Source organism: Bacillus silvicola (assembly GCF_050524305.1).
Classification (GTDB): Bacteria; Bacillota; Bacilli; order Bacillales; family Bacillaceae_G; genus Bacillus_A; species Bacillus_A cereus_AT.
In genome coordinates, this window is the sequence record NZ_JBNGVC010000013.1 from 395,491 (window position 1) to 412,500 (window position 17,010).

The following is a 17,010-nucleotide window of genomic DNA, read 5'->3' on the forward strand; positions in this document are numbered from 1 at the left end:
ATTAAAACTTTTCTGGATTTAATAATGCGTACACTAAGTACACCGTAATCGCTGCAACAATAACCGATAAGGCAATCATCATGATTGCTTCCCTTCTTTCACAACTTTATCTGACCAACTTGCCAGGCTTGCCATCGATGCAACTAATACAACAAATATCCCGATCATTACAACATCTAACATAGCTATCCCTCACTTTTTGTTAAAATTTGACATTTATTCATCAAAAAAAGAACACTAAGCTCTACTTAGTGTTCGAAGTGAACAACACAAAGTAAACCTCCTCTCTAAACGCTTACGAGGTTAGCTGTCGGATTCGGGCCTAAAGAGTAGCCCTACTTTCAAAATTGAAAGATTCACCCCAAGTGACGATGCACAAAATTGGTTCCCCCGCTCCATTTCTGGAACTCAGCGATTTTAGGTTTTTTTTGGAAATTTCATGAATGATTTATGAGAGTAAATATACTCCTCTAAATTTAACTTGTAAAGGGTTAAATTACTGAAAATAAGAAAATATCCATCTATTTAAACGCTTACATTAGGTGTTATTAATATTCTTTCATCTGTTTTCTCGTCTTTTCTTTCTTTTTCACAGAAATGATCTTTTAAATACGAAATAAAAAGAGCGAATTACATGAAGTGCATAGCTTGTTGCACTCAGCATTCACTCTTTTTTCATTCACTATTTATTCCCCTCGTAAAAAAGCACGTAAATTTCTCCCGCGAATATAAACTTGTGACAATTCTGCATGTAGCTGCTCATATTCGATAACATCTGTTTTTAAATATAAAGCGTCTTTCGATGGCAATATAATATATGGCCTTGGAAAAATAGGATCAAGCACCACCAATTCTTGAACTCGCTCTACCGATACCGCCCAACGATTCGCTATATCTCCTAATAACAACACCTTCATCTTTATTTCCCCCGCCCTATTCAAAAAATAAAAAAGAAATATTATCACAATTCGTAAACACGACAAATGTAGCCCCCATTGTTTCATAGAGCCTCGCTGGATATCGTTTATTCCTTGTAACAACAGTAATAGGTGCTTGAGAAGAAAAGCGAATGTGTTCTGTGAAGAAGCTAACGATTGGAAGCTCATCCCCTAGTAAGATTACCTTCTTAATACACTCACAAATACTAGTAAAATCCTGCTCCTTACTGCAACTATACGTCCAATCAAATCCACAATCCCTAACTTCAGCCGCTATCTCTTCATTTGCTGTAAAAATAATTAACTCATGTTGAAATGCTACTAAATCTCTTAAACTATTTACTTTACTTTCTCCTCCAACACAAATAAGTGTTAGTTCCATGTACCTCATCCTCCTTAGCATAAAAGAAATCAAACATAGATTGATATTCCCCTATACTAATCAGATCGATGAAGTGATGTATCCATCATGGCACCGTCCTCTCTCAAGACGCTTACGAAGTTAGCTGTCGGATTCGGACTTTGAGAGTAGCCCTACTTTCAAATTTGAAAGATTCACCCCTAGTGACGACGCACAAATTGGTTCCTCCGCTCCATACATTTGGACTCAGCGTATTACAAAAAATGTATTCTGGCTGATATATTACTCCTGTATTTTGAAAAAGTAAACAATAAAAAAACTCCTCAAAATGGAGTTTTTTTATTGTTAAGTATTATAAATATTTACATTCAATAGGAATTTTCATTAATCGTATTGTAATAATACTAGATAAAGAAATGATTAAAAATTAAAGGTGAAATGAGGATGGTATATGACCGAGGATAAAAAGAAAAATTTTATTCAAATAATAACTATTCTAGGCAATTCGTCACTAATAATTCTAGCGATATTGGTTACTATTCCTAGTTATACTGAATTCCGCACCACATTAGAAATCATTTTTTTACTTTCTTGTTTGTTATTAATTTATAGTAAATACTTAAGTAATAATAAGAAAGCTATGATTCCATACATTATATTTTTAATATTAATATCATTACACCTTGTATATACTTTACTCATCTAAGAAGGCACATTTAAACAAGCTAAACCAATCAAATAATCCCTATTAATATTTATAACCAGTGAGGGTATATCCCCACTGGTTAAATTTTCACTTATGCTTGTACTTCATTCAATTTATACGCAAAATGATTCGTTGGTCCATGACCACTACCAATATTCAACGGCTCTTCAATTGCTATACTAATAAATTTTTTCGCCTCTTGAACTGCCTCTTCAATTGAATACCCTTTAGCAAGTCCTGCTGTAACTGCTGAAGCAAATGTACACCCGCTTCCGTGCGTTTGCTTAGAAGGAATTCGTTCACTTCTAAACTCGATAAACTCCTCTCCATCAAAGAGTAAATCAATTACTTCATTACCTTGATACTCTGCATGGCCGCCCTTCATAAGCACATATTTAGCACCTAATTCGTGCAATACTTTCGCAGCTTTCTTACTATCTTCGATGTTATGAATCTCCATCCCAGTTAGCACTTCTGCTTCTGGAACATTCGGTGTTATAACAGTTGCTACTGGTAATAAATATTCTTTTAATGCTTGCACTGCTTCTTGTTGTAATAATGACGCACCACCCTTAGCAATCATAACAGGGTCTAGCACAATATTATTCCAGCCAAATTTCTTAATATGCTCGGCAACAATTTGGATAATTTCACTACTAAACAACATTCCTAGTTTCACAGCATCTGGTGTTAAATCCGTACCAATTGAATTCAGCTGTTCCGTAATTCCTTCTAACGGAACAGGATATACCCCTTGCACGCCGAGCGTATTTTGCGCTGTAATTGCTGTAATAGCTGTCATTCCGTACACACCAAGCTCTTGGAATGTTTTTAAATCCGCCTGAATTCCAGCACCGCCTCCGCTGTCAGATCCTGCAATTGTTAAAGCTTTATTCACTTCCATCTCACTCATCCTTTTCTATCCAAAATAGCGATGATAAATCGTCTTTGCTTCGCTTATATCTTTCGTTCCGTGTACAAGTACACGGCCATCTTTGAAGGCAACTAACCTCTTTTCTTCAACAGAGAAAGATAGTAAATATGGATTTACATTTAACTCATTCACGCGGCCTTCTAGCAGCTGTTTATATTGTTCAAAATTCATTTCCTCTTTATGAGGTGGTCTAATTTGAACTGTATTTCTCCCGCATAAAACTGCTGTTTTTGAAGTATTTTCTTTATTTAAATACGGGTATAGCGCATTATCACCACACGAAGGACAATTGTATTTACGAAGTTTTTGTACATTCATACATGAATATTCATTCTTCCATACATCAAACGACACAAGTCCATCTCGAAGCGATTCATAGTCTTCCACTAACAGTTTAAGAGCTTCCGTTACTTGATGAGAAACGACAAGAGATACAGCAGGTGATATAATACCCGCTGTATCACATGTCGCTCCGCCAAGCGGAATCGATTGTAATAAACAAGATAAACATGGCGTTTTATCTGGAAGAATTGTGTAAGAAAGGCCATAACTCCCTACACATGCCCCGTAAACCCATGGAATAGAATATTTTTGCGATATATCATTCACAATGAAACGCGTTTCGAAATTGTCAGTCGCATCGATAATTACATCAACATTTGTAACGAGTTCTTCTAACTCTTCAGCCGTTACATCCTGAACGAGAGCTTCTACTCTTACTTCGCTATTAACCTCTTCTAGACGTTTTTTTGCCGCTACAGCCTTCGGAAGATTATTCTCTACATCGCTCTCTGCATACAATTGCTGCCTTTGTAAATTACTCCAATCGACATAATCCCGGTCCACAATTGTTACTGTGCCTACACCAGCTCTTACAAACATCTCTGCATTTGCACTACCTAATGCACCGGCGCCGATAATGAGTACATGCTTTTCTCTTATTTTTCGTTGCCCTTCTTCTCCAATTGGAGAAAATAATTCTTGGCGAGAATATCGATTATTCAACTACGCTCATTCCTTCTAAAGGACTACTTGCAGTTGCACAACGTTTACGTGCAATACGCCCCGCTTCAAAGCCTAAACGTCCTGCTTCAATACTTAATTTCATTGCCTGTGCCATTTTAATAGGATCGTTTGCTCCTGACACAGCTGTATTTAATAACACGCCATCCGCTCCTAATTCCATTGCAAATGCCGCATCAGCTGGACTACCAATACCAGCATCAACGATAACTGGTACTGTCGCTTGTTCAATAATAAAGCTTAAATTTAACGGATTTACAATACCAAGCCCTGAACCGATTGGTGATGCTCCTGGCATAATCGCGTGTACACCAAGTTCTTGTAATTTACGAGCTAATACAACATCATCAGATGTGTATGGTAGAACGATAAATCCTTCTTCTAGTAACATTTCAGATGCCTTTAACGTTTCTACTGGATCAGGTAATAACGTTCTATCATCACCAATAACTTCTACTTTGATCATGTCGCAAAGCCCTGAGGCTTTTGCTAATTTTGCAATACGAACAGCTTCTTCAGCATTTTTTGCTCCAGCTGTATTCGGTAATAACTTATACTTTTTCACATCAAGTTTCTCTAATAAATTAGGCTGCTTTGCATCGAATATATCCATACGACGTACTGCAAACGTTAAAACCTCAGCCTCAGATACATCAATTGCCTTTTGCTGTACATCAAAATCAGGGAATTTTCCTGTTCCTAATAAAAGTCTAGAATGAAATGAAAATGGTCCAATGTTTAACATAATCAACCGCCTCCTACGAAAGTTACAATCTCAATTTGGTCTCCATCAAAAACAGATGTATCTTTATGATCATCCTTTTGTAAAATATCTTTATTACGCTCTACTACAATAATTCTGTTATCTAATTCTAAATATGTAAGTAGCTCAGCTACTGTTTTCACACTCACCGGCACTTCAATTTGCTTACCATTAATTTTTAAATTCAAACTTCCATCCCCTTTCTAAACCGATTTAGAAAGCAATGAATCTAGCAAGTGATTCTCCTGCTTTCCTTCTATTAAATCAGCCATATACTGACCAGAAACAGGACTTAATAAAATACCGTTTCGATAATGCCCAGTACAAGCATATAAACCTTTTATTTCTTCATGCTCTCCCATATAAGGAGCTTCGTGATTCGATTGTGGTCTTAATCCTGCCCAGGTGCTTTCCCACTCTGCTTCTTTTAAAGCCGGTAATATTGTATAAGCACGCTCTAATATAGAAGTAATACTTGCGGGTTGCACAGTTTTATTGAACGTATGAGGATGCATCGTTGCCCCTATTACATAACGTCCACCACGTTTCGGCGCGATATAAAATCTTTCTTGGAAAATAGGAGCTTTCAAGAGAGGCTTCTTGCTTCTTACTGCAACAACCTCGCCCTTAACAGGATATGTACCCCAATCACTATGGAAATAATGTAGTAATTTCGTACTCCATGAGCCTCCAGCGATAACGACTTTTTCACATGTTATTACACCTTCACTCGTAACAATTCCAGCCACTGTATTGTTTTCAATTTGAATATCAAACACTTCTGTCTGTTCATATATGTCAGCTCCAGAAAATGCCGCGGAATGCGCGAGTGCTTTCGTAAGCTCTGGCGCAATAACGTGACCATCTTTCGGATAATATACCGCTCCTATAATTGACTCAGATAGAAACGGCTCTTTTTCCCGTAAATGGTCCCCCGTTAAAAAGTAGGAATTTTCACCTGTTTTCTGTTGCCAATCCATAATACGAAGAATTCTTTCCTTCTCATCTTCATTTTGGGCAATACGATAAATGCCTTTTTCTTCATACCCAATGTCGATGCCTGTCTTTTCACGTAAAACTTCTGCAAGTTGTGGAAATATAGCACGGCTTTCCCTAGCAAGTTCAAATAGCGGGTCATATTCATCCCACTCTGCCTGAACACCGAGCAAACCAGCAGCTGCTTTCGAAGCTTCAGATGCGATTCTTTGCTTCTCTACAATCGCTACTTTATGCCCTCTTTCTGCTAGAAAGTGTGCAACTGAGCTACCAATTACACCTCCGCCAATAATCGCTACATCATACTTCTTACACATGTTTTCCCGCCCACTTTCTTATTGATTCCTTATAAGATTTCGCCTTGCTATACGGATTACTACTGCTTATAATCCCAGACATAACAGCAATGCCACTTACACCATTTGCAAGAACATCACCTGTATTTTCAGGAGTGATTCCACCAATTGCAGTTATTGGTATGGATAAACACCTTGCCATATGAGCAATTTCTTCTAATCCTCTTGCTGGCACATCCTTTTTACAAGCCGTTGGAAATACATGACCGTAAACGAGGGAATCCGCTCCATTTTTAAATGCCACTATCGCTTCATCTAGAGAATGTACTGAATAGCCAACATGCAAATAAGAAAACTTTTCTTTTACTAACCTTACATCTGCGCTTCGATATCCTAGCTGAACACGCGGAATATTTAATAGAATAGCAATATCAATTCGATCATTTATCACTATCTTCGATGCCGGAAAGCCTTTCCCCAAAAGACTTTCCACACCTTCATACAATTCCTTCGTACTTTTCTCACGCTCACGAATATGCAAATAATCAATCTCACTCTCAATTTGCATCGCTACATTCACTAACTCTTCGAATGGCATATGGCCATTTGAGATTACATGGAGCTCATTTTTCATATTCATTCGCCTACTTTAAAATGTTTTCAAATAATTCATCGGCTGGAACGATTTCTTTCGTCATTCCTTTGTCTTTCAACCATTTGTTTTGTTTCTCCCATGACTCTTTTGAATCCGATAAGAATGGCTCATCTTTCGTTTCCATCTTCTCTAATAAAATTTTCATACTTTCTTTTTCAACTTCTGGTACAAGCGGGAAGTTTTCTTTTTCTTGATGATCTAATAAAATATTTAATGCTTCATCAGGGTTTTTCTTCATAAAGTCATACCCTTTTTGTGCCCCACGTAAAAAGGCTTGCAATGCTTCTTTATCTTTTTTCAACGTTTTATCACCCGTTACAAACACAAGCTCATGATAGTTCGGTACTCCGTAATCAGCTGGATTAAAGTATGCTGGTTCATGGCCCTCATGACGCATAACAGGTACTTCATGGTTAATGTATGCTCCTGTTACAGCATCTACTTTTTTCGTAATTAACGCTGGTACTAAATCAAATCCAACATCGACTACTTTTACTGTATCTGGATTACCACCATCTTCTTTTACCATCGTTTTTAAATATGCTTCACTTAAAGGGGTTCCAGAATATCCAACTGTTTTTCCTTCTAAGTCTTTAGGTGACTTAATACCTGCTGATTTCAGCGATACAACATGATTTAACGGCGAACGTACGACAGCTCCAATTGATTTTACTGGAATTTGTTCATTTGCTCTGGCCATGACAACATCTGGCTGATAATACAGACCAACTGTCACTTTCCCTGCAGCAGCTAACGTTAATGGATCAGTCGGATTAGAAGGGAATTTAATATTCACCTTTACTCCTTCTTCTTTAAAGTATCCTTTTTCAATTGCCGTATAAATAAAGCTATGTACCGCATTCGGGTACCAATCAAGCATTACTGTTATTTCTTTTTCTGTTTTATTCTTATCTGATGCTGAATTACTCGAACATCCTGCAATCATTGCAACTAATAATGTAAACACAAAGATGCGTTTTAATAATTTCATGAATGTTTCCTCCAACTAATAAATTTCTTTTCTAATATGGAAATAAGTATGACGAAGAAAATAGCTAATAATGATAACAATACAATGGGTGCAAATACACCAGCTCCGTCTAACTGCGTCATCATTCTTTTACTGAAATATCCAAGCCCAGCTTGTGCACCGAGCCATTCTCCAATTGCCGCCCCGATCACACTAAGCGGAACTGCAATTTTTAACGCTGAGAAAAAGTAAGGAAGAGCAGATGGCAACTTTAGCTTTAGAAAAATATCTTTTTTCGTTGCACCATACGTAACTAAGAGCTCCTCCCACTCTTTCTTCGTACTACGCAGTCCATCATACGTATTGACCGCAATTGGGAAAAACGTAATTAAAACTGTGACAACAACCTTACTCCAGATCGTATATCCAAACCATAAAACAAATAGGGGCGCAAGTGCTGTAATCGGGATGGTTTGCGAAGCTACTAATAATGGGTAAAATGCTCTTTCCATCCACGTACTCGCATTCATTAACATTGCTAGCCCCACACCTAATACGATAGAAATAGCAACACCTATTAAAACGACGTATAACGTTGCCGGTAAATGAACCGTAAATAATATGTCTTTTAGTTTCCATATCTTCATTACAATTGCAGATGGTGGCGGTAAAATGTACATCTCATCTACAATTCTTGCCCCTACTTCCCACATAACGAGTAAAATACTAGAAAGTGTAAGAGCAGGAACTAATTCTTTCAAACGGTTCATCATACAAGTACCTGCCTTTGTAACATACTAAGGAGCTCATCTTTAAGCGCCAATACTTCAGGCTTATATAAATCCTTTCGTGTTCGGTTACGCTCAAGCGGCACAATTCGCTCAGTTAAAGTTGCTATCGGTTGATTTTCTACAACCAAAATTCGATTAGAAAGAAACAACGCTTCTTCAACATCATGAGTGATAAATAAAATTGTTTTTTCCCACTCTTTCCATTGTTCAAACAACCATTCTTGCAAAGATGCCTTCGTTAAAGCGTCCAATGCGCTAAACGGTTCATCTAACAATAATATCTCCCCGCCCGTTAATAAAGTTCGGATAAAAGATACACGTTGTCTCATACCACCAGATAAATCTTTCGGATATTTCGCCTCGTATCCTTGTAACCCAAATTTATGTAACAGTTCTTTCGCTTTTACTTGTGCTTCTTTCTTCTGCACACCTTGACACTCTAGCGGCAGAGCAGCATTCTCAATAATCGTCCTCCACGGTAAGAGCATATCTTTTTGAGGCATATACCCTACAGGATGACTCTTTGTTTCTATCAGCTCTATCTGTCCAGTACTTGCCTCTTCTAATCCTGTAATAAGGCGAAATAAAGTACTTTTCCCACATCCACTCGGTCCGATAATACTTACAAACTCTTTATCTTGTATAGAAGCATTTAATTCATTGATGATTGGTTTCTCATCATAATGAAAAGAAACATTATGAAACTGTAGTATGTTCTTGCTCCTCAAATCCCCACATCTCCTTACGATAGGACATATCCCAGAATAAATATTCAAATCGACTGGAATATAAGAAAATCTCCTCTAATCGGTCTAGTTCTTTCTCAGACTTTCCAACCGCCATTTCATTTAATAAGTCTATTAACCAAATACAAAGGTCGCCGTATTCTTCAGAGCTATATCCTTGAATCCACTCACCAAAAAACTCATGATCTCTTGCTCCAGGAATATCATTTAAACGCTTTCCAATCTCCCAATAACTCCACATACATGGTAGAAGTGCTGCTATTAATTCCGCAAGTGTGCCATTTTGAGATACAGACATCATATAATTTGTATAAGCTAAATTTTTAGCAGATGGTTTCGCAGATTCCATCTCTTGTACAGAAATACCAAGTCTTTTTGCATATTGTTTATGGATCGTCATTTCACCATTTAAAATACCATCTATTTGCTCTGCAAACTTTGCCATAACTTGTGGATTCGTTGCTTTTACAACACCAATCGCATATAACTTTGCATAATCTAACAAATATAAATAGTCTTGAATAATATAATACTGAAATTTATCTTTTTCTAACGTGCCATCCCCCATACCTACTACAAACGGATGATTATGACTTTTCTCCCAAACAGGTTGCACAGTTTCTAATAATCTATCGCAAAATTTCATTTCTATTTCCCCTTTCAATATATGTACCTAAATAAAAAACCACTTCTATATATAAGAAGTGGTTACAGCAAATAAAATTATACATTTATTCGTTGTTCCACTTCCCTTCGCTAGTATTACCTAGATCAGGTCTGTAAGGGTTAAGGATTATTCCTCTCTCAGCACATCAAGCACCCCTAGTGGTTTCAATATGAATTTTTCAAATAAAAAAGCCCCGTTTCTATACGCAAAGAAACGGGGACTCATTGTTAGTGTCCGAATTGCTTCCCTACGCTAGCATAATCTAGATCAGGTAATGAAAAGGATCAAAGGCTTACGGCCCACTCTCAGCTGGCAACACCAGCTCTCCTAGCAAACTATAAAATTATCACTGTCAGTATAACACCGTAATAAGACATCATCAACTGTTTTAATTTTCTTAATTGCGAATTAAATCTTAACATGTTGAACAAATATAAATGCGCCCCCGCAAATGATATATACAATATTTATATACGAACCTCTCTTCTAACATTATTTTTATTGATTTCATATTACATTTATGTGAATACGACCAATATATTATATCTTTATACTATAATAAAAATACAACTATACAACTAGAGGAGGTCTTTATTACATGAATATGAAAGCTACAGCTTTAACAGCAACTACTATAGCAATTGTTTCTTTACTTCCTTCTATGGGAGAATCCGGTATACAAACAGCGGCTGCTAAGCAACCATCTAAAGTAAAAACTGGATATGTAAAAATTGACAACGTTGCACTACATCAAAATAACAATGCAGACAGTGCAATAATTGATAATATTCGATTTAATAGCCCGGTTACTATTCTTGAGACAACTCAAGATTGGTATAAAGTATCTGTTAACAACAAAACAGGCTATATGAAAAAAGATGCAATTCTATTCAAAAAAAATGTTCAATCAAAGAATCAATATATCGTAAATGCAAACGCATTAAACGTTCGTTCTGAACCTAATACAGAGTCTTCTATTCTAGATATATTACCAAATGGTCAATTCATTACCATTCAAGGTGAACAAGGGGATTGGTACAAAATATTACATAATGGTCAAATTGGATACGTACAAAAAACATTTGTATCTAATGGATCCACACCTCTAGTAAAAGGTGTAACTGTACAAGGTTCTCCTTCTTATACTGTTGCAACACCAAAATTAAATGTACGTAGCAACGCTAGTACAAGTAGCACTCTACTTGGTTCATTACAAAATGGTACACAAGTACAAGTAGTAGAAACGGTAGGTACTTGGTATAAAATTCGTTTTGGCACAGGATACGGATATGTAGCAAAACACTATGTAGTGCAACATCAAAATCAATCACAAACTAAAACAGCTCAACCTTCATCAATTCCAGCTGTTTTCAAATTTCCAACTCAAGGAAGAATTAGCTCAACTTTTGATATGCGCTGGGAACAAATGCATTATGGTATAGATATTGCAGCACAAGGCAACATCTCTATTCAAGCTGCTGCTACAGGTAAAGTTGTGAAATCTTATTATTCGGCTAGCTACGGCAATGTCGTGTTCGTCGCCCATCAAATAAATGGAAAATTATATACAACAGTTTATGCTCATATGAAGGATCGTGCTGTACAAGTTGGGGATCAAGTGCAAGCTGGACAATTAGTCGGTCATATGGGAAATACAGGTCATTCATACGGGCAACATCTCCATTTTGAATTACATAATGGGGAATGGAATTTTGAAAAAACAAATGCAGTGAACCCACTGCCATATTTAGTTAGGTAAATTCTATGCCACGCAATATACCTCTCATTATTGAATACCTGTCCTTTTTTGGTTTAATCTGTTGTTTAATCATTTATAATACGAACACTGTATTTTTATCTATTATTATTGCTTTTGTTGCCTTAGAAATCATTATGGAAGCATTACAAATGCGGCTAAAACAAAAAATAGCCCATATTTATAATGTAATTTTCCTTTTGAGTGCTCTTATAACAAATATAATTAATAATGGTTTTTATTTATCTACCGTACTTCCTGTATTCTTTATGACTGTTTTATTATTCATAGCTAGATACGTTAATGTTCCTCATAACCAAAAACATGAACAAGAAGCTTAGAAAGAGGAGACACTGTGTACCAATATTTCAAAGATAATCCAATGAAATATATACTGAATTTATATGAAAAAATGAATACTTTTTTTGGTATACAAGGAAGTTCTACTGCACAATTTCTCCTTTATGGAATGTTATTTCTTATCTTAGTTACTTTCTCCTTGTTTTACTAAAAAAAAGGATCTCACATAAACTTGAGATCCTTTTTTAATTTATATTAATTTTTAATATGTAAAATACGGTTTATCCACAAGCATATTTTTCATAAATAAAACTAAGATTATATTTTTTCTCTAAGCTCATTCTTTGTTCATCGTCGCACCAATAGAAAAGAATATCATGAATCGTTGCATAACGCTTATTTTTAAGAAATTGTTTAAAGAATGATGGTAAACAATCATGTAATTGTATAAATATATAATTGCGTAGTGTTTCTTCTTTGTATTCAATACCCTTACAAATATACAGTAATTCTTCACAATAATATGCATGCTGTGGAACTTGAATCATTTCAAAAAATGGTACATATGATAGCAACTTTCCAATAAAATGACCATATCGATCCATTACCCCTATCGTCATATGCTCCATCATTTCTTTCATCACATATAAATAATCATCTACATGTGTTGTCTTTAATGGATCTAATCGATCTGAAATTTGAGAAAGCACAGCTCTTTGACAAGCTAAAACTACTTGACTCGGTCCATAATATGATAGAAAATCTGTACACTTACGATACTTTCGTAATAAGTCATGTGTATACAAATCATACACAAAAGTATTACAATACATCGCTAGATTCATCATATCACTATTTAATTGTTCTTTTGATAGTGTTTTAGCTCGCTTACACATATAAAAAAATGTAAATTCCAATACTTCTTTATGAGATAATAGATGTTTACAATCTGTTATACATTTCTCACTAAATTTAACTCGATTCCAAATTTCTACATCGCCATCTGTTAATTCACCAATACGATATTTAATAATTAAATAGTTTAAAGCAACCGCTTGCGTCAAAAGATCCCATGTTTCATATTCCAATGAAGTTTGGACAAATTCATCTAGTCCCTGGCTTATCATAAAATCATTTGCCTCTTCATACCAACCAATCTCTTGACATAAACGCAGAATACGTACTAGAGTTGGAATTTCATCTTTATGAAACTGCGGTAAACCCTTTACTTTATTCATTCCATATACGATAAATGCCGCTAAATTTTCTTCTTTATAAAACTCTTTTTCTTTCCATACTAATATAGTTCGCTCTTTCCCTTCACCTTTTGGATGACAAGGTACAAGCAAAGAAAATAACTTAGCGAAATTGTTTGGTTCTATATATGTATCTGTAACCAAATTCCAATTTGGATCGCCCTGTGCAGCCCTCATATAATTCCCCTTTCCTTTTTATCTATGTAGGAAATATTAATTCATTATTACATCATTAACAATAAATATCGTTATATTCAAAATCTATCATAATACTTATATCTATTAGTATATCATTTTTTCTCTCATTAAAAATTAGGAATAACAAATTTAAAAAAACTGTCGAAAATATTAACGCTATACTTATTATATAATGTCTCAGATACATCACGCTAACATATTAGTTTAATCCATATATACTAGAATAATGTATCTGATCTTTATACATAATTTATTCCATGTGCTCCGAGATTTCACTTAAAGCAAAGCCAGCTTGATCATCAGCCGATTCTCTTATAGCTAAATCACCTAGTGCTAGCATACCCACAAGTTGCCCACTCTCAACTACTGGTAAGCGTCTAATTTGATAATGTGCCATTAATTCTGTAGCTTTTTCAATCGAATCATCTGGAGAAACTGAAACAATGTTTGTTGTCATTATATTTGTAATTTTATTAGATCCAGGATGTTTTTCAGCAATCCCACGAACAACTAAGTCTCGATCAGTAACAAGCCCAACAACTTGTTCATTTTCAACAACAGGAATCAATCCAACCGATTCTTCCTTCATTTTTACAGCAGCCTCATATACATTATCTAACGGGGTACAATGTACAATATGAGTACTCATAAAGTCTCTAACTCGCGTCATTTTTATCTCCTCCTTTTAATACATACCATAGCTTTTCCTAAATCCCTTTATTTATTTGAGAAAAATAAGATGATAAAAAAGAGGCATACACATAATAAAAAAGAGTCAGCACATTGCTGACTCTTTTTTTATGACCCGTACGGGATTCGAACCCGTGTTACCGCCGTGAAAGGGCGGTGTCTTAACCACTTGACCAACGGGCCATGGCTCCGCAGGTAGGACTCGAACCTACGACCGATCGGTTAACAGCCGATAGCTCTACCACTGAGCTACTGCGGAATATATATGGTGGGCCTAAATGGACTCGAACCATCGACCTCACGCTTATCAGGCGTGCGCTCTAACCAGCTGAGCTATAGGCCCATATACTTTACAGGGGCAGTAGGAATCGAACCCACACTGGAGGTTTTGGAGACCTCAGTTCTACCTTTAAACTATGCCCCTAAATGATGCCGGCTAGAGGACTTGAACCCCCAACCTACTGATTACAAGTCAGTTGCTCTACCAATTGAGCTAAGCCGGCATAAAAAAAATGGTGGCTCGGGACGGAATCGAACCGCCGACACGAGGATTTTCAGTCCTCTGCTCTACCGACTGAGCTACCGAGCCAACATAAATGGCGGTCCCGACCGGGGTCGAACCGGCGATCTCCTGCGTGACAGGCAGGCATGTTAACCACTACACCACGGGACCATTGGTTGCGGGGACAGGATTTGAACCTGCGACCTTCGGGTTATGAGCCCGACGAGCTACCGTACTGCTCCACCCCGCGACGATATTATATTGTTTGAAAAAATGGAGGAGGTAGAGGGATTCGAACCCCCGCGCGACTCTCGCCGCCTGTCGGTTTTCAAGACCGATCCCTTCAGCCGAACTTGGGTATACCTCCATGAAGGAAAATCAATATTTTTTTATATGTAACTAAACCACTTTTTTTGAAAAAATGGAGGAGGTAGAGGGATTCGAACCCCCGCGCGATTCTCACCGCCTGTCGGTTTTCAAGACCGATCCCTTCAGCCGAACTTGGGTATACCTCCGACATATAAAAAATAAAGTGGAGCCTAGCGGGATCGAACCGCTGACCTCCTGCGTGCAAGGCAGGCGCTCTCCCAGCTGAGCTAAGGCCCCATGTTTTTGGGAAAATCGGGAAGACAGGATTTGAACCTGCGACCCCCTGGTCCCAAACCAGGTGCTCTACCAAGCTGAGCCACTTCCCGTTAATAAAAGCGCGCCCGAGAGGAGTCGAACCCCTAACCTCTTGATCCGTAGTCAAACGCTCTATCCAATTGAGCTACGGGCGCATATGGTGCCGAGGGCGGGGGTCGAACCCGCACGGTGGTCACCCACCGCAGGATTTTAAGTCCTGTGCGTCTGCCTGTTCCGCCACCCCGGCATGTCATATTGAAAATTGGAGCGGAAGACGGGATTCGAACCCGCGACCCCAACCTTGGCAAGGTTGTATTCTACCACTGAACTACTTCCGCAAGACATGTATGAGTTATTTTATTAAAAGTGCGGGTGAAGGGAGTCGAACCCCCACGCCAAAGGCGCCAGATCCTAAGTCTGGTGCGTCTGCCAATTCCGCCACACCCGCATATTTGATTAAAATGGTGAGCCATGAAGGATTCGAACCTTCGACCCTCTGATTAAAAGTCAGATGCTCTACCAACTGAGCTAATGGCTCTTAATGGCTGGGCTAGCTGGATTCGAACCAGCGCATGACGGAGTCAAAGTCCGTTGCCTTACCGCTTGGCTATAGCCCATTAATTAAGAATGGTGGAGGGGGGCAGATTCGAACTGCCGAACCCGAAGGAGCGGATTTACAGTCCGCCGCGTTTAGCCACTTCGCTACCCCTCCGACATATATGGTGGAGGATGACGGGATCGAACCGCCGACCCCCTGCTTGTAAGGCAGGTGCTCTCCCAGCTGAGCTAATCCTCCATTTTGCCTGGCAACGTCCTACTCTCACAGGGACAAGGTCCCAACTACCATCGGCGCTAGAGAGCTTAACTTCCGTGTTCGGTATGGGAACGGGTGTGGCCTCTCTGCCATCATTACCAGACTGTATTCATTTAAGACAAGAATCATTATAACTCATTCACCTTTGAAAGTCAACAAGTTTTTTATATTCTTTCAAAACTAGATAACATCGCTTCATATTATATGGTTAAGTCCTCGATCTATTAGTATTCGTCAGCTCCACATGTCACCATGCTTCCACCTCGAACCTATCAACCTGATCATCTTTCAGGGATCTTACTAGCTTACGCTATGGGAAATCTCATCTTGAGGGGGGCTTCATGCTTAGATGCTTTCAGCACTTATCCCTTCCGCACATAGCTACCCAGCTATGCCCTTGGCAGAACAACTGGTACACCAGCGGTGCGTCCATCCCGGTCCTCTCGTACTAAGGACAGCTCCTCTCAAATTTCCTACGCCCACGACGGATAGGGACCGAACTGTCTCACGACGTTCTGAACCCAGCTCGCGTACCGCTTTAATGGGCGAACAGCCCAACCCTTGGGACCGACTACAGCCCCAGGATGCGATGAGCCGACATCGAGGTGCCAAACCTCCCCGTCGATGTGGACTCTTGGGGGAGATAAGCCTGTTATCCCCGGGGTAGCTTTTATCCGTTGAGCGATGGCCCTTCCATGCGGAACCACCGGATCACTAAGCCCGACTTTCGTCCCTGCTCGACTTGTAGGTCTCGCAGTCAAGCTCCCTTATGCCTTTGCACTCTACGAATGATTTCCAACCATTCTGAGGGAACCTTTGGGCGCCTCCGTTACACTTTAGGAGGCGACCGCCCCAGTCAAACTGCCCACCTGACACTGTCTCCCGGGTCGATAAGACCCGTAGGTTAGAATTTCAATACAGTCAGGGCGGTATCCCACCAGCGCCTCCACCGAAGCTAGCGCTCCGGTTTCAATGGCTCCCGCCTATCCTGTACAAACTGTACCAAAATTCAATATCAGGCTAC

18 protein-coding genes, 20 tRNA genes, 2 rRNA genes and 4 riboswitches (1 of these 44 only partly in view) are annotated in these 17,010 nt (G+C 38.4%); of the genes, 2 read left to right on the forward strand and 38 right to left on the reverse strand.

Translation table 11 applies throughout. The features are described from left to right. Position 1: 1 nt before the first annotated feature. The 14 genes from kdpF to tenA all read right to left on the reverse strand — a co-directional run bounded on the left by kdpF (position 2) and on the right by tenA (position 9,825). Complete coding sequence (gene kdpF / locus ACP6L7_RS24185; RefSeq protein ID WP_000972378.1) at positions 2 to 82, reverse strand: K(+)-transporting ATPase subunit F; 81 nt, start codon at positions 80 to 82, stop codon at positions 2 to 4. After that, complete coding sequence (locus tag ACP6L7_RS24190; protein WP_000887889.1) at positions 79 to 183, reverse strand: SipW-dependent-type signal peptide-containing protein; 105 nt, start codon at positions 181 to 183, stop codon at positions 79 to 81. Before ACP6L7_RS24190 ends, kdpF begins: the two co-directional genes overlap by 4 nt. 95 nt (positions 184 to 278) lie before the next feature. Beyond that, a riboswitch (cyclic di-AMP (ydaO/yuaA leader) is annotated at positions 279 to 424 on the reverse strand. A 262-nt stretch (positions 425 to 686) separates the two neighbouring features. Next, positions 687 to 917, reverse strand: a complete 231-nt coding sequence (locus tag ACP6L7_RS24195; RefSeq protein ID WP_000866315.1) for a hypothetical protein — start codon at positions 915 to 917, stop codon at positions 687 to 689. A gap of 16 nt (positions 918 to 933) precedes the next feature. After that, a complete protein-coding gene (locus tag ACP6L7_RS24200) occupies positions 934 to 1,320 on the reverse strand; it encodes a hypothetical protein (protein ID WP_141533273.1) in 387 nt (128 codons plus the stop codon). 93 nt (positions 1,321 to 1,413) lie between these two features. Beyond that, positions 1,414 to 1,561, reverse strand: a riboswitch (cyclic di-AMP (ydaO/yuaA leader). 535 nt (positions 1,562 to 2,096) lie between these two features. Then, positions 2,097 to 2,909 carry a bifunctional hydroxymethylpyrimidine kinase/phosphomethylpyrimidine kinase gene (thiD, locus tag ACP6L7_RS24205; RefSeq protein ID WP_097831321.1) on the reverse strand — a complete coding sequence of 271 codons (813 nt, stop codon included), beginning with the start codon at positions 2,907 to 2,909 and terminating at the stop codon, positions 2,097 to 2,099. Between the two features lie 15 nt (positions 2,910 to 2,924). Beyond that, positions 2,925 to 3,944 (reverse strand): thiazole biosynthesis adenylyltransferase ThiF, encoded by a 1,020-nt coding sequence (thiF, locus tag ACP6L7_RS24210; RefSeq protein WP_097831322.1) that lies wholly within the window; start codon positions 3,942 to 3,944, stop codon positions 2,925 to 2,927. Beyond that, positions 3,937 to 4,707, reverse strand: coding sequence for a thiazole synthase (gene thiG / locus ACP6L7_RS24215; protein WP_097831323.1), 771 nt, complete (start codon positions 4,705 to 4,707; stop codon positions 3,937 to 3,939). Before thiG ends, thiF begins: the two co-directional genes overlap by 8 nt. A gap of 2 nt (positions 4,708 to 4,709) precedes the next feature. Further along, positions 4,710 to 4,913, reverse strand: coding sequence for a sulfur carrier protein ThiS (gene thiS / locus ACP6L7_RS24220; RefSeq protein WP_097831324.1), 204 nt, complete (start codon positions 4,911 to 4,913; stop codon positions 4,710 to 4,712). 15 nt (positions 4,914 to 4,928) lie between these two features. Next, positions 4,929 to 6,038, reverse strand: coding sequence for a glycine oxidase ThiO (gene thiO, locus ACP6L7_RS24225; protein ID WP_097831325.1), 1,110 nt, complete (start codon positions 6,036 to 6,038; stop codon positions 4,929 to 4,931). Further along, a complete protein-coding gene (gene tenI, locus ACP6L7_RS24230; protein ID WP_097831326.1) occupies positions 6,031 to 6,651 on the reverse strand; it encodes a thiazole tautomerase TenI in 621 nt (206 codons plus the stop codon). Before tenI ends, thiO begins: the two co-directional genes overlap by 8 nt. Positions 6,652 to 6,661: 10 nt before the next feature. Continuing rightward, positions 6,662 to 7,663, reverse strand: a complete 1,002-nt coding sequence (locus tag ACP6L7_RS24235) for an ABC transporter substrate-binding protein (protein ID WP_097831327.1) — start codon at positions 7,661 to 7,663, stop codon at positions 6,662 to 6,664. After that, entirely contained in the window at positions 7,660 to 8,412 is a 753-nt protein-coding gene (locus ACP6L7_RS24240; protein ID WP_097831344.1) for an ABC transporter permease, read from the reverse strand. The genes ACP6L7_RS24235 and ACP6L7_RS24240 overlap by 4 nt, the downstream gene beginning before the upstream one ends. Beyond that, positions 8,412 to 9,161, reverse strand: a complete 750-nt coding sequence (locus ACP6L7_RS24245) for an ABC transporter ATP-binding protein (protein ID WP_097831328.1) — start codon at positions 9,159 to 9,161, stop codon at positions 8,412 to 8,414. The genes ACP6L7_RS24240 and ACP6L7_RS24245 overlap by 1 nt, the downstream gene beginning before the upstream one ends. After that, positions 9,130 to 9,825: a thiaminase II gene (gene tenA, locus ACP6L7_RS24250; RefSeq protein ID WP_097831329.1), complete on the reverse strand. Its 696-nt coding sequence runs from the start codon at positions 9,823 to 9,825 to the stop codon at positions 9,130 to 9,132. The genes ACP6L7_RS24245 and tenA overlap by 32 nt, the downstream gene beginning before the upstream one ends. An 85-nt stretch (positions 9,826 to 9,910) precedes the next feature. After that, a riboswitch (TPP riboswitch) is annotated at positions 9,911 to 10,013 on the reverse strand. 60 nt (positions 10,014 to 10,073) lie between these two features. Further along, positions 10,074 to 10,185: riboswitch (TPP riboswitch) on the reverse strand. A 259-nt stretch (positions 10,186 to 10,444) separates the two neighbouring features. Here tenA and ACP6L7_RS24255 point away from each other — a divergent pair. Both ACP6L7_RS24255 and ACP6L7_RS24260 read left to right on the forward strand, forming a co-directional pair. Further along, a complete protein-coding gene (locus tag ACP6L7_RS24255) occupies positions 10,445 to 11,605 on the forward strand; it encodes an SH3 domain-containing protein (RefSeq protein ID WP_097831330.1) in 1,161 nt (386 codons plus the stop codon). Positions 11,606 to 11,610: 5 nt separating this feature from the next. Then, positions 11,611 to 11,943, forward strand: coding sequence for a hypothetical protein (locus tag ACP6L7_RS24260; protein WP_097831331.1), 333 nt, complete (start codon positions 11,611 to 11,613; stop codon positions 11,941 to 11,943). 240 nt (positions 11,944 to 12,183) lie between these two features. Here the strand turns inward: ACP6L7_RS24260 and ACP6L7_RS24265 are convergent, their stop codons facing one another. The 24 genes from ACP6L7_RS24265 to ACP6L7_RS24380 form a co-directional block, all read right to left on the reverse strand. Next, positions 12,184 to 13,335, reverse strand: coding sequence for a DUF3965 domain-containing protein (locus ACP6L7_RS24265; protein WP_097831333.1), 1,152 nt, complete (start codon positions 13,333 to 13,335; stop codon positions 12,184 to 12,186). 271 nt (positions 13,336 to 13,606) lie between these two features. Continuing rightward, positions 13,607 to 14,026 carry a CBS domain-containing protein gene (locus ACP6L7_RS24270; RefSeq protein ID WP_097831334.1) on the reverse strand — a complete coding sequence of 140 codons (420 nt, stop codon included), beginning with the start codon at positions 14,024 to 14,026 and terminating at the stop codon, positions 13,607 to 13,609. A 131-nt stretch (positions 14,027 to 14,157) separates the two neighbouring features. Continuing rightward, positions 14,158 to 14,229: transfer RNA gene (locus tag ACP6L7_RS24275), tRNA-Glu, on the reverse strand. Position 14,230: 1 nt separating this feature from the next. Beyond that, positions 14,231 to 14,305, reverse strand: a tRNA-Asn gene (locus ACP6L7_RS24280). A gap of 7 nt (positions 14,306 to 14,312) precedes the next feature. Next, a tRNA-Ile gene (locus tag ACP6L7_RS24285) sits at positions 14,313 to 14,389 on the reverse strand. Positions 14,390 to 14,399: 10 nt separating this feature from the next. Next, positions 14,400 to 14,470: transfer RNA gene (locus ACP6L7_RS24290), tRNA-Trp, on the reverse strand. 6 nt (positions 14,471 to 14,476) lie between these two features. Further along, a tRNA-Thr gene (locus ACP6L7_RS24295) sits at positions 14,477 to 14,549 on the reverse strand. 10 nt (positions 14,550 to 14,559) lie between these two features. Further along, positions 14,560 to 14,635, reverse strand: a tRNA-Phe gene (locus ACP6L7_RS24300). 8 nt (positions 14,636 to 14,643) lie between these two features. Continuing rightward, positions 14,644 to 14,719: transfer RNA gene (locus ACP6L7_RS24305), tRNA-Asp, on the reverse strand. Between the two features lie 2 nt (positions 14,720 to 14,721). After that, a tRNA-Met gene (locus tag ACP6L7_RS24310) sits at positions 14,722 to 14,798 on the reverse strand. 24 nt (positions 14,799 to 14,822) lie between these two features. Further along, positions 14,823 to 14,915 (reverse strand) — tRNA-Ser (locus ACP6L7_RS24315). Positions 14,916 to 14,970: 55 nt separating this feature from the next. Further along, a tRNA-Ser gene (locus ACP6L7_RS24320) sits at positions 14,971 to 15,063 on the reverse strand. Positions 15,064 to 15,081: 18 nt separating this feature from the next. Then, positions 15,082 to 15,154: transfer RNA gene (locus tag ACP6L7_RS24325), tRNA-Ala, on the reverse strand. Positions 15,155 to 15,169: 15 nt separating this feature from the next. After that, positions 15,170 to 15,243 (reverse strand) — tRNA-Pro (locus tag ACP6L7_RS24330). A 10-nt stretch (positions 15,244 to 15,253) separates the two neighbouring features. Further along, a tRNA-Arg gene (locus ACP6L7_RS24335) sits at positions 15,254 to 15,327 on the reverse strand. Between the two features lie 3 nt (positions 15,328 to 15,330). Then, positions 15,331 to 15,419: transfer RNA gene (locus ACP6L7_RS24340), tRNA-Leu, on the reverse strand. Between the two features lie 16 nt (positions 15,420 to 15,435). Next, positions 15,436 to 15,510: transfer RNA gene (locus ACP6L7_RS24345), tRNA-Gly, on the reverse strand. Positions 15,511 to 15,539: 29 nt separating this feature from the next. Next, a tRNA-Leu gene (locus ACP6L7_RS24350) sits at positions 15,540 to 15,620 on the reverse strand. 14 nt (positions 15,621 to 15,634) lie between these two features. Continuing rightward, a tRNA-Lys gene (locus ACP6L7_RS24355) sits at positions 15,635 to 15,710 on the reverse strand. A gap of 4 nt (positions 15,711 to 15,714) precedes the next feature. Further along, positions 15,715 to 15,789, reverse strand: a tRNA-Gln gene (locus ACP6L7_RS24360). Between the two features lie 11 nt (positions 15,790 to 15,800). Then, a tRNA-Tyr gene (locus ACP6L7_RS24365) sits at positions 15,801 to 15,884 on the reverse strand. 8 nt (positions 15,885 to 15,892) lie between these two features. Next, positions 15,893 to 15,968 (reverse strand) — tRNA-Val (locus ACP6L7_RS24370). A 5-nt stretch (positions 15,969 to 15,973) separates the two neighbouring features. Further along, a 5S ribosomal RNA gene (gene rrf, locus ACP6L7_RS24375) occupies positions 15,974 to 16,089 on the reverse strand. A 101-nt stretch (positions 16,090 to 16,190) separates the two neighbouring features. Next, positions 16,191 to 17,010: ribosomal RNA gene (locus ACP6L7_RS24380) — 23S ribosomal RNA — on the reverse strand (it continues 2,102 nt past the right edge of the window).

Bases quoted from the DNA above. Each gene is read 5' to 3' on its own strand.
- kdpF (WP_000972378.1), bottom strand. From the start codon at position 82: ATGATGATTGCCTTATCGGTTATTGTTGCAGCGATTACGGTGTACTTA.
- ACP6L7_RS24190 (WP_000887889.1), bottom strand. From the start codon at position 183: ATGTTAGATGTTGTAATGATCGGGATATTTGTTGTATTAGTTGCATCG.
- ACP6L7_RS24195 (WP_000866315.1), bottom strand. From the start codon at position 917: ATGAAGGTGTTGTTATTAGGAGATATAGCGAATCGTTGGGCGGTATCG.
- ACP6L7_RS24200 (WP_141533273.1), bottom strand. From the start codon at position 1,320: ATGGAACTAACACTTATTTGTGTTGGAGGAGAAAGTAAAGTAAATAGT.
- thiD (WP_097831321.1), bottom strand. From the start codon at position 2,909: ATGGAAGTGAATAAAGCTTTAACAATTGCAGGATCTGACAGCGGAGGC.
- thiG (WP_097831323.1), bottom strand. From the start codon at position 4,707: ATGTTAAACATTGGACCATTTTCATTTCATTCTAGACTTTTATTAGGA.
- thiO (WP_097831325.1), bottom strand. From the start codon at position 6,038: ATGTGTAAGAAGTATGATGTAGCGATTATTGGCGGAGGTGTAATTGGT.
- tenI (WP_097831326.1), bottom strand. From the start codon at position 6,651: ATGAAAAATGAGCTCCATGTAATCTCAAATGGCCATATGCCATTCGAA.
- ACP6L7_RS24235 (WP_097831327.1), bottom strand. From the start codon at position 7,663: ATGAAATTATTAAAACGCATCTTTGTGTTTACATTATTAGTTGCAATG.
- ACP6L7_RS24240 (WP_097831344.1), bottom strand. From the start codon at position 8,412: ATGAACCGTTTGAAAGAATTAGTTCCTGCTCTTACACTTTCTAGTATT.
- tenA (WP_097831329.1), bottom strand. From the start codon at position 9,825: ATGAAATTTTGCGATAGATTATTAGAAACTGTGCAACCTGTTTGGGAG.
- ACP6L7_RS24255 (WP_097831330.1), top strand. From the start codon at position 10,445: ATGAATATGAAAGCTACAGCTTTAACAGCAACTACTATAGCAATTGTT.
- ACP6L7_RS24260 (WP_097831331.1), top strand. From the start codon at position 11,611: ATGCCACGCAATATACCTCTCATTATTGAATACCTGTCCTTTTTTGGT.
- ACP6L7_RS24265 (WP_097831333.1), bottom strand. From the start codon at position 13,335: ATGAGGGCTGCACAGGGCGATCCAAATTGGAATTTGGTTACAGATACA.
- ACP6L7_RS24270 (WP_097831334.1), bottom strand. From the start codon at position 14,026: ATGACGCGAGTTAGAGACTTTATGAGTACTCATATTGTACATTGTACC.